This window comes from Pseudomonas sp. RGM2987, from assembly GCF_022952855.1.
Classification (GTDB): Bacteria; Pseudomonadota; Gammaproteobacteria; order Pseudomonadales; family Pseudomonadaceae; genus Aquipseudomonas.
On the sequence record NZ_JALJDX010000219.1, the window covers coordinates 149068 to 159389 of the forward strand.

The window sequence follows — 10322 nt, forward strand, 5'->3', positions numbered from 1 at the left end:
ATGTGTGGAATTGTCGGCGCCGTTGCTGAACGCAACATCACAGCAATCTTGCTAGAAGGCCTCAAGCGCCTGGAATACCGCGGCTACGACAGTGCCGGCGTGGCGGTATACACCAATGATCAGACGCTTGAGCGCATGCGTCGTCCCGGCAAGGTCAGCGAGCTGGAGCAAGCCCTGGACGCCGAGCCGTTGATCGGTCGCCTGGGTATCGCCCACACCCGCTGGGCCACCCATGGCGCGCCGTGTGAGCGCAACGCACACCCGATGTTCTCCGAAGGCCTGGCGGTGGTGCACAACGGCATCATCGAGAACCACGAAGCCCTGCGCGAACAACTCAAGGCCCTCGGCTATGTGTTCACCTCGGACACGGATACCGAAGTCATCGCCCACCTGCTCAATCACAAGCTCAAGGACCTGGCGGACCTGACCGTAGCGCTCAAGGCCACGGTCAAGGAACTCCACGGCGCCTATGGCCTGGCGGTGATCAGCGCGAAACAGCCGGATCGCGTAGTGGCGGCCCGCAGCGGCAGCCCGTTGGTAATTGGCCTGGGCCTGGGTGAGAACTTCCTGGCTTCCGACCAGTTGGCGCTGCGTCAGGTCACCGACCGCTTCATGTACCTGGAAGAAGGCGATATCGCCGACATCCGTCGTGACAGCGTGCAGATCTGGGACATCGACGGCAACGCCGTGGAGCGCGAAACCGTGCAGTACCGCGACGGGGCCGAAGCTGCCGACAAGGGCGAGTTCCGCCATTTCATGCTCAAGGAAATCCACGAACAACCGGCCGTGGTACAACGCACCCTGGAAGGTCGCATGAGCCAGAATCAGGTGCTGGTCCAGGCCTTTGGTCCACAGGCGGCCGAGCTGTTCGCCAAGGTCCGCAACGTGCAGATTGTCGCCTGTGGCACCAGCTATCATGCCGGCATGGTCGCTCGTTACTGGCTGGAGGAACTGGCAGGGATCCCGTGCCAGGTCGAAGTCGCCAGTGAGTTCCGCTACCGCAAGGTGGTGGTGCAGCCCGACTCGTTATTTGTCACCATTTCCCAGTCCGGCGAAACCGCCGATACCCTGGCAGCCCTGCGCAATGCCAAGGAGCTGGGTTTCCTCGCCAGCCTGGCGATCTGTAACGTCGGCATCAGCTCCCTGGTGCGCGAGTCCGACCTGACCCTGCTGACCCAGGCCGGTCGCGAGATTGGCGTCGCCTCGACCAAGGCTTTCACCACCCAACTGGTGGGCCTGCTGCTGCTGACCCTGTCCCTGGGCCAGGTACGCGGTACGCTGGGCGAAGGCGTCGAAGCCAAACTGGTGGAAGAGCTGCGTCGCCTGCCAACCCGCCTGGGCGAGGCGCTGGCGATGGACAGCACTGTGGAAAAAATCGCCGGACTATTCGCCGAGAAGAACCACACGCTGTTCCTCGGTCGTGGCGCACAGTTCCCAGTGGCGATGGAAGGGGCCTTGAAGCTCAAGGAAATCTCTTACATCCACGCCGAAGCCTACCCGGCCGGTGAACTCAAGCACGGCCCGTTGGCCCTGGTGGACAATGACATGCCGGTGGTCACCGTGGCGCCGAACAACGAGCTGCTGGAAAAGCTCAAGTCCAACCTGCAGGAAGTACGCGCCCGTGGCGGCCAGTTGATCGTCTTCGCCGACGAAAAAGCCGGCATGACCAATGGCGAAGGCACCCACGTGGTGCACATGCCGCACATCCACGACATCCTTTCGCCGATCCTCTACACCATTCCGCTGCAACTGCTGTCGTACTACGTGGCGGTGCTCAAGGGCACTGACGTGGACCAGCCGCGGAACTTGGCGAAGTCTGTGACGGTGGAGTGAGGTTCGCACCTGTCGACGGAGAGCGACTATAATCGGTCTATAGTCGCTCAATAATTCCCTATAAATTTGTTTCCACGGACAGGTGTGCAGAGAATAATTGGTCTATAGTCGCTCTATAGTTCTCTATAGAGAGGCCTCCAATGGCTGAAATTTTTTACCATCGTCCCGCTTTGGCTTTCCGTCTTTCCAAACTGATCCTGCAGGTCGCCATCGGTAGCGCTGCCAGCTCAGGTGTCTTCCTGGCAGCCCCCCGACGTACCGGTAAGTCAACTTTCGCACGAGAGGATCTGCGACCTGCATTAGAGGATGCGGGGGCGATTGTCTTGTACGCCGATCTCTGGAAAGACCAGACGAAAGATCCCGGTCTGGTCATCGTGCAAGCGGTCCGGGAGGCTGTCGGGCGCAGCGAAGGATTCGTGACGCGTCTGGCGAAGGGTGCTGGCATGGAGAAAGTGACCGTTGGTGGTCTGAGCTTCAGTCTGGACAGGATCGGACTCGGTAATGACATTGATTTGACCACTGCGCTTGCAGCTCTTTCGGATGAGTCGAAAAAGATCATTGTCCTGATCATCGACGAAGCCCAGCATGCGATCACCACCGATCAAGGGGTAGCGGCCTTGTTCGCATTGAAAGCGGCGAGGGACGAGCTCAACAGTTCAAAGCATCATGGCTTGCGCATAGTGTGTACCGGATCGAACCGGGACAAGCTGGCCATGTTGCGCAACAGCAAGGATCAAGCGTTTTTCGGGGCGTCCATGGTGCAGTTTCCAACCCTGGATCAAGACTTCATCAACTGGTTCTGCGCCAACGTTGACCTTCCCCATTCGCTCGATCCCTCCAACGTGTTTGAGTTGTTCAAGGAGAGTGGTTACCGGCCTGAATTGCTGGGTGCTGCCGCAGACGAAATTCGGTTCGATTTTGCGTTGGACCCGGAAATGGTCCCGCACCGATTCGCTTTGCTGGTTCGGGCGCAAGCTGAGGAAATCAACGCGGATCTGCGGAAGGTGATTCATAGCCTGACTCCTATCCAATCTGCAGTGATCCGGGTCATGAGCGCCAAAGGCGAAAGCTATGCACCGTTCGAGGCCCCTACGATGAACCTGTACGCGAAAGCGCTGGCGCAAGCCGGTATCGCCGAGAGCGACATAAAAGTTGAAGTGCCCGGCGTTCAGCAAGCGCTCCTTGCCCTTCAGGAGAAGAAGCTGGTTTGGAAAGCTTCCCGTGGCGTCTATGCGGTGGATGAGCAGGTGATCGTGGAGCTGCTACGAGACGCAGGTCTGCTCGAAGGACTTTCCTGAACGCTTCCCTTAATCTGAAACCGTTTGGAGGAGCCTCAAAGCCAGGCTCTATGCTGAGCATCACTCCATAAAACAACGATCAAAAAGATAAACGCTGCCCGGCTTGAGGTTTTCCACAGTGCTCTGCGGGCGGCCGCCGTCGCCGCTTATCTTGCGGCCGGTTTCCCGCAGGTATCGCGCCTCGGTCATTTTCAGCAAACGCTGGCGGATGCTGGTCTTGAGCACCGGACGGTTGAGCACCAGGGAGAAAATACTCACGGCTTGCGGCGCGCTGAATTCAGGGCCCAGGAACATGAGCGGCAGGCTGCTGTAGAGGGCTTTGGATACCAGGCGCTCGTGGACAGCCGCCACCAGGCTGTTGTGGTCGAAAGGCAGTTTTATCGAGCCGTCAGCGACGCCTATGAGTGGGAAAAATTCCTGGTGTTCGCCCAGCTGGACTGCATCGCTGACAATCGCCAGGTAGAACGTCGACGATGACCAGCAGCGCGGATCGCGGAAGGCGTCGCCGACGGTGCCGACCTGTTCGATCCAGGCCAGCGGCATGCCTACTTTGCTGGAGTTACGCAGGCGCTCTACAGCGTCGTTCAGGGTGAGATCTTCGACTCCGCCATTGACCACGATCCCCGGCAGCGCCCAATGGCCGGCGAACGGCTCGGCTTCGCGCCGGTTCAGGAGGATTTTCAGCGCCTGGGTTTCCCGGCACAAGCGCAGCACACACAGGTCGATGGTGTGCAAGTAATCGCGCGTGGGGGCTGTGGGATTGGGCATGTCAGGTTCCGTGGGCAGCATAAAGGTCGTAGTTTAACGGGTTCATGCCGGGTGCCATCCAGTGCATTGGCAGCGACATGCCCAAGGCCAGTCGTTCACGAAGCGCCGTGCTGTGCACAGGGATCTTTTCCGCCACGCAGAGGATGGAAAAGCGCTCCAGCAGCTCTTGGCCGCGATAGAAGGTCGGCAGCAGATCCGCCACATCCTCACCCACGACCAAGGCTATCCGTTTGCCGTCCAGGGCCAGGCTGTCGGCGAGGTGGGCGAGCAGGGTGTAGCTGTAGATCGCGCCTTCAACACCACGCGCCACGACCTGTTCCACCCGGCTGGCACGCACTTCGGCGCGGCACAGCGGTTGGACGCTCTCGACGATCGATTCCAGCCAATTCAAGCGAACCTCATAGTCGACCATCCGCTTGCCGTAGGGATGCCTGAAGCTGGGGGCCACCACCACCCGCCTGGCTTGGAGCGACGCCTCGATCATCACCTGGGCGTGACCGGCGTGAGGGGGGTTGAAGGCCCCGCCATAAAGAGCGATTTCAAACATGGCTCATCTCCATTTGGTACATGACGTGTACTTTATCAGCAAAATATCCCCCTGCGACAATTTTCGCCTGCTGACACGGATAAGATAGACAAATAGGTTAACGGCGGAAATATTTTGTTCAGGTGGCTTGTTATGAAAGTACACATCATGTACTTTTGTGTCCATGAAGAGGAGAGACCCAGCATGAACAGCCTGACCCGCATAACCGCTTCCTTCGATGTCGACGCACAAAAGAGCTTCACGCCGCTTTGCCCTGATGAGCTGCCAGTGCCCGGTGGCGATCAGATCGGCGGCGAGCTGAATTTCATGGCGTCGCTGGCCAGCCTGCGCATCGGCAGCAAGGACGCCCACACGCCCCTGGCCCCGTGGGTGGTTGCCGAACACTCACAGATGCTCGTGCCGACCGGGCTTGAGCACGCCGACATCACCTGGGTCAGCCACTGTGTCCCCGGCACTGAGGGTTTCACCCTGCTGGACGAATTGCCGACCCCCTACGACTACGACTATTTCGTCTGGAAAGGTGTCGAGCCGGACCTGCATCCGTACGGCGCCTGCTACCACGACCTGCACGGCAAATTGTCCACAGGGGTGATCGAGTACCTGAAAGGCCAGGCCGTGGAGCAGGTGATTGTCGGCGGGCTGGCACTGGATTTCTGCGTCAAGACCACCGCCCTGCAACTGGCCGCTGGCGGCTTCAAGGTGATCATTCACCTGCCGGCCTGCCGGGCCATCAGCGAGGAGGGCGCCACCCAAGCCATTCAAGACTTGCAGCAAGCAGGGGTCCAGGTTGCCGCGACCCGCGAAGTAACTATCCGCCTGGCAAGCGAGTAAGGAGCGAACATGGACAGTGCATTCGATTCAAGCAGCGGCGTCATCCAGAGTCTCCTGGATACCGATTACTACACCTTCACCATGATGCAGGCGGTCTTGCACCAGCACCCGAACGTGGAGGTGGAATATCAGTTCATCGTACGTTCCAAGGAACGGCTCGGTCACCTGATTCCAGACATTCGCGTGGAACTGGAAAAGCTTGCCGGTTTGCAGCTGCGCGAGGGGGAACAGCGGTTTCTGTTCAACAAGCGTTTCCGTGAGTACCTGACACCGGATTTCGAACAGTTTCTCGGCCTGTTTCGCTTCAATCTGCGCTACATCCACGTTTCGCAAGTCGACGGCCAACTGCACATCCGCGTCCGTGGCCCGATGCTGCACTGCATCATGTTCGAGCAGCCGGTGTTGGCGATGGTCAGCGAACTGCGCAACCGTGAAAAGTACCCCGAAGTCGAGCTGGCCGACGTGACCCGCAAGCTGTACCAGAAGTTTGAATGGCTGGAGAAAAACGCCAGTCGGGAAGAGCTCGCCGAGTTTCGTGTTTCGGATTTCTCCACCCGCCGGCGGTTGTCGTTCAGGGCCCAGCGGGAAGTGGTGAATGTGATGCGCAGCGATTTCCCCGGGGTGTTTGTCGGCACCAGTAACGCGCACCTGGCCTATGAGTTCGATCTCCCGCTGATCGGCACCATGGCCCACCAATGGCTGATGGTGCACCAGCAACTGGGGAGGCTGCGCGAGAGTCAGAACGCAGCATTGGAAAACTGGGTGCGCGAGTACCGTGGCCGGCTCGGTATCGCGCTGACGGACTGCATCAGCACCGACTTCTTCCTCAAGGACTTCGATCTGTACTTTGCCAAGCTCTATGACGGCCTGCGCCAGGATTCCGGTGACCCCATCGTCTGGGCTGACAAAGTGCTGCGGCGCTACCACGAACTGGGCGTCGATCCACGCACCAAGGACCTGATGTTCTCCGACGGCCTGAATTTCGAAAAATGCCTGCCGATTCTGCGTCATGTTCGTGGCAAGGCCCGGTTCGGGTTCGGCATGGGCACCAGCCTGGCCTGCGATGTCGAGGGCGTCGAGCCGCTGAGCATCGTCATGAAGCTGGTGCGGGTCCACGGCGAACCTGTGGTGAAGTTCTCCGATGATCCAATCAAGAATGTCTGCGAAGACGCCTCGTTCCTGCGCTACGCCGCTCAGGTGTTCAACGTCGCCCTTGTCAATCCACAGCTGGGAGCCTGATATGACTTCGTCTCTGCAAGAAAGCATTGCCCGGGAACTGGGCATCGATCGTCAACTCAAACAGGGCGGTGAACAGGCTGCAATCACCCGCCGCGTCGGGTTTATAAAACAGGTGTTGCGCGAGTCGGGATGCAAATCCCTGGTATTGGGCATCAGCGGTGGCGTCGACTCGCTCACTGCTGGGCGTCTTTGCCAACTGGCCGTAGAGCGATTGCGGGGGGAAGAGCATGAGGCGCGTTTCATCGCCGTCCGCCTGCCGTACAAGACCCAGGCCGATGAGCAAGACGCCCAGGCCTCGCTGGATTTCATTCGGCCGGATCTGATCACCACCAGCAACATCGCCGCTTGTGTCGACGGGCTGATGAGCAGTATCGCCATTGACGGCTTGCAGCCTTCGGCCGAACTCACCGACTTTGCCAAAGGCAACGTCAAGGCCCGGGCGCGGATGCTGGCGCAATATGCCATCGCCAATTTCAGCAATGGCCTGGTGGTCGGCACCGATCATGGGGCAGAGGCGGTGATGGGTTTCTTCACCAAGTACGGCGACGGCGCGTGCGACCTGGCCCCGCTGTCCGGATTGACGAAGACCCAGGTGCGGCTGTTGGCTGACGCTCTGGGTGCCCCCGCGCAGCTGGTGCGCAAGGCCCCGACCGCTGATCTGGAAGACTTGGCACCGGGTAAATTGGATGAGGCGGCATACGGCTGCAGTTACGAGGAAATCGATGGGTACCTGATGGGCGAGCAGGTTTCGCCCCAAGCGCAACAGATCATCGAACGCGCCTACCTCAAGACCGCCCACAAACGCGCGTTGCCGCGGGTACCGGCATTTTGAACGAATAACCCTTGGATGGAGTGGCTGGATGACACAGGCAATCAGCACCAAAGACCGCGTACGCATCAAGCACGTCGAAGTCCTCTCGGACAACTGGTACGTGCTGCGCAAGACCACCTATGACTACCTGGGCCGCAACGGCCAATGGCGCGAGCTGACCCGCGAGACCTACGACCGTGGCAACGGCGCGACAATCCTGTTGTACAGCAAGGCCAAGCAGACCGTGGTCCTGACCCGGCAATTCCGCTTCCCGGCCTTCGTCAACGGCTACGATGACTTGTTGATTGAAACCTGCGCCGGGCTGCTGGACAACGACGATCCACACACCTGCATCCGCAAGGAAACCCAGGAAGAGACCGGCTACATCATCCAGGACGTACGCAAGGTGTTCGAAGCCTTCATGAGCCCGGGCTCGGTGACGGAACGGGTGCACTTTTTCGTCGGCGAATATTTCGACGAGGACCGCAAGCACGAGGGCGGCGGCCTCGAAGAGGAAGGCGAAGAGATCGAGGTGCTGGAAATGCCCCTCGACCAAGCCCTGGGCATGATCGAAACCGGCGAGATCTGCGACGGCAAGACCATCATGCTGTTGCAGTACGCCAAGCTGCATCGCTTGCTGGGCTGACCCTCGCGCGGGGGTCCTGGCGTCGGCTCAACTGGACTGGACGCCCTCATCCTGCATGTCGTCCAGGTACTGCGGCTGGTCCGTCTGATCGAGCAGCTCGGTCACCACGCTGAAATCGCTGATTTCGATCGCACCTACGCCGTGGCCGAGCAGGTGAAAGGAAAACGCCTTGCGCGGCTGCGGGTTGTTGAAGCTGATGTTCATCACCAGCGGTTGCTCGGGCGTGACCGCTACGTCGGTCGGCAGGTCCATCGGCACATCGCGCTCGAACTCCTTGGCCTTGAGGGAAATGTAGGCGGCATGGTCGGCGTCCAGGGCGCGGATGGTCAGGCTGACACGCGTCTGCGAACCCTTGGGCATTTCCAGGTATTGAGCGCCGATCAGGTTGTCGGTCCAGTCGTTGGTGACCTGGGCCGGCAGCGCGATCTTGTCCGCGCTGCCAAACTGGTAATGCTGCTTCAGCGGGGTAGGCGACAGGGTCTGGCCCAGCGCCGCGGCGCGGGCGTCGATCAGCCTGGCGCGCTGGCCGCTGTATTGTCCGGCGTAACTGGCGTGATCGGCGATAAAGCCTTCGCTGGTGTAGTCACGGCAATGTTGCTGGAAATCGCACTCGGTGAACCTGCCCTTGCCGTCGTGATAGCGCAGCTTGCCGTTGGTGAATGACATGATTTCCCGACCTGTCCCGTAGTCCCGGAACATCGAGCGACCGGACAACGAGCGGGGCACTGCAAAACCAAAGTAATCGAGGATCGAGGCGCTCAGGTCGACATGGCCGTAGACGCCGGCCTTGATCCTGGGCAATGGCTCGGGGGCCAGGGTCAGGTTGAAGCCCCAGGACGAGGCCAGGCGCACGTCGTCGATGCCATGGGATTCGTCCGAGGTGACGACCACCAGGGTGTTTTCCAGGATGCCCTGGCGTTCCAGGCCGGCCAGGAAGCTGTCCAGCGCGTCGTCCAGGTAACCGACGGCGGCCTGCTTGGCGGTGTCGTAGCGTTGCAGATAGTCATCCGGCGCGGAGTACGGCTGGTGGGTGCCCACGGTCAGCAGGGTGAGCATCCAGGGTTTGTCCGCCTGTTGCAGTTGTCCGACGTAGTCCAGTGCGCCCTCGAAGAACGTCTTGTCATCCACGCCCCACGGGAATTCCAGGTAGGCCGGTCGGGTGAACCAGTCCAGGCCCAGGGTCGTGTCGAAGCCGATGTGGGGCATGATCCGGTCCTTGGCCATGAACCGCAGGCCCGCACCTTGGAGGAAGTGGGTAGAGAAGCCGTTCTGGCGCAACTGGGCCGGCAGGCAGGCCTGGTTGCGCTGGGTCTGGTTGAGCATTTCGACGCCTTTGGGCGTGCCGTCGTCGAGCTTGTCGTAGTCGCCACACAGCATCGCGTACAGGCCGCGAATGGTCTGATGGCTGTGCAGGACGTAATCGGGGGTGTTCATACCACGCTCGGCCCAGGCACTGAGGTGCGGCATCAGGTGTTCCTGATAGTTGCTGTTCAAGGCCTGCCGGTTGGCCTTCACATAGGCGCCGGGTATGCCTTCCAAGGCGATGATCAGCACGTTGCGGGCGCCCCCGGGTGCGGCGAGCAGTTTTTCCCCATCCAGGTCCAATCGGGTCAGCCCCTGCGTAGGCGGGGCAGGATCCACCGCATCGCCGTCGAGCCATTGCTGGGCCCGTTCCTGCCCGGCGACGATGCCCGCAGTGACCAGTTGGTGTGGCAGGTTGAATACGTTCCACTGGTCCGCCTCGCTTGGCCGCCAGGATTGCACGGCGCTGTGGACCAGCAACAGCGCTGCCGGCAATGCCCAGGCGAGGCGTGGCAAGCGGGGTTGCTGCTGCGATTGACTGGCCCATCGGACCACTAGCCAGAACACCAGCGCTGCCAACTGGATCGCCGCCAGCCAGGGATGAGCGAAACCGCCGCTGGTGGAATTCTCGACGAACTGCGGGTCGATCAGGTAGTGCAGGTCCGAAGGATTGGGCATCCGCCCCACGGCGCTGACCAACTCGATGCTCGCTAGCGTCAAGGCACTCCAGGCCAGCAACACTGGCAGTGCCAGCCACCAGGGACGGCGGTGGAGCAATACGACCAGCAAACCACCGATGCCCAGGTCCGAGAGGTAGCCCAAGGGGTCGGACCAACCGAGGGCCAGGCGTAGGGTCATGGGGGCCAGCAGTACGCAGGCGGCCAGGGCGATGAGGGGCGTGAGGCGGTGGGCTAAACGGCGGTATAAAGCGTTCACAAAAAGCGGGCCTTCGATTGGAGCCAATCCATTGGACAGCATACGAACCTGTGGGAGCGGGCTTGCTCGCGAAAGCGGTGTGCCAGTCAACATCATCGTTTGCTGATACAC

At 60.5% G+C, this 10322-nt stretch carries 9 protein-coding genes; 6 read left to right on the plus strand and 3 right to left on the minus strand.

Going from position 1 to position 10322, the window contains the following annotated elements; all coding sequences use genetic code 11:
* Together glmS and RGM2987_RS24430 are read left to right on the plus strand one after the other, a co-directional pair.
* Positions 1-1833: a glutamine--fructose-6-phosphate transaminase (isomerizing) gene (gene glmS / locus RGM2987_RS24425; protein WP_245145420.1), complete on the plus strand. Its 1833-nt coding sequence runs from the start codon at positions 1-3 to the stop codon at positions 1831-1833.
* A gap of 140 nt (positions 1834-1973) precedes the next feature.
* A complete protein-coding gene (locus tag RGM2987_RS24430) occupies positions 1974-3131 on the plus strand; it encodes an ATP-binding protein (protein ID WP_245145421.1) in 1158 nt (385 codons plus the stop codon).
* Positions 3132-3191: 60 nt separating this feature from the next.
* Here RGM2987_RS24430 and RGM2987_RS24435 read toward each other — a convergent pair whose 3' ends face one another.
* The gene (locus tag RGM2987_RS24435) at positions 3192-3899 is read right to left on the minus strand and encodes an NUDIX hydrolase (protein WP_245145422.1); all 708 of its coding nucleotides are present in this window, start codon (positions 3897-3899) and stop codon (positions 3192-3194) included.
* 1 nt (position 3900) lies between these two features.
* Positions 3901-4446 carry an adenylyltransferase/cytidyltransferase family protein gene (locus RGM2987_RS24440; RefSeq protein WP_245145423.1) on the minus strand — a complete coding sequence of 182 codons (546 nt, stop codon included), beginning with the start codon at positions 4444-4446 and terminating at the stop codon, positions 3901-3903.
* Positions 4447-4629: 183 nt separating this feature from the next.
* On the opposite strand from RGM2987_RS24440, the gene RGM2987_RS24445 reads away from it, so the two are divergent.
* From RGM2987_RS24445 to nudK, 4 genes are read left to right on the plus strand one after another with little or no spacing between them, the layout of a single operon-like run.
* Positions 4630-5277 carry a nicotinamidase gene (locus tag RGM2987_RS24445; RefSeq protein ID WP_245145424.1) on the plus strand — a complete coding sequence of 216 codons (648 nt, stop codon included), beginning with the start codon at positions 4630-4632 and terminating at the stop codon, positions 5275-5277.
* 9 nt (positions 5278-5286) lie between these two features.
* On the plus strand, positions 5287-6516 hold the full coding sequence (gene pncB / locus RGM2987_RS24450) for a nicotinate phosphoribosyltransferase (RefSeq protein ID WP_245145425.1): 1230 nt from the start codon (positions 5287-5289) through the stop codon (positions 6514-6516).
* A 1-nt stretch (position 6517) separates the two neighbouring features.
* Complete coding sequence (gene nadE / locus RGM2987_RS24455) at positions 6518-7348, plus strand: ammonia-dependent NAD(+) synthetase (protein WP_245145426.1); 831 nt, start codon at positions 6518-6520, stop codon at positions 7346-7348.
* Between the two features lie 28 nt (positions 7349-7376).
* Entirely contained in the window at positions 7377-7973 is a 597-nt protein-coding gene (gene nudK / locus RGM2987_RS24460; protein ID WP_245145427.1) for a GDP-mannose pyrophosphatase NudK, read from the plus strand.
* Between the two features lie 27 nt (positions 7974-8000).
* On the opposite strand, the gene RGM2987_RS24465 is transcribed toward nudK, so the two are convergent.
* The gene (locus tag RGM2987_RS24465) at positions 8001-10133 is read right to left on the minus strand and encodes an LTA synthase family protein (RefSeq protein ID WP_245145430.1); all 2133 of its coding nucleotides are present in this window, start codon (positions 10131-10133) and stop codon (positions 8001-8003) included.
* Positions 10134-10322: the final 189 nt, after the last annotated feature.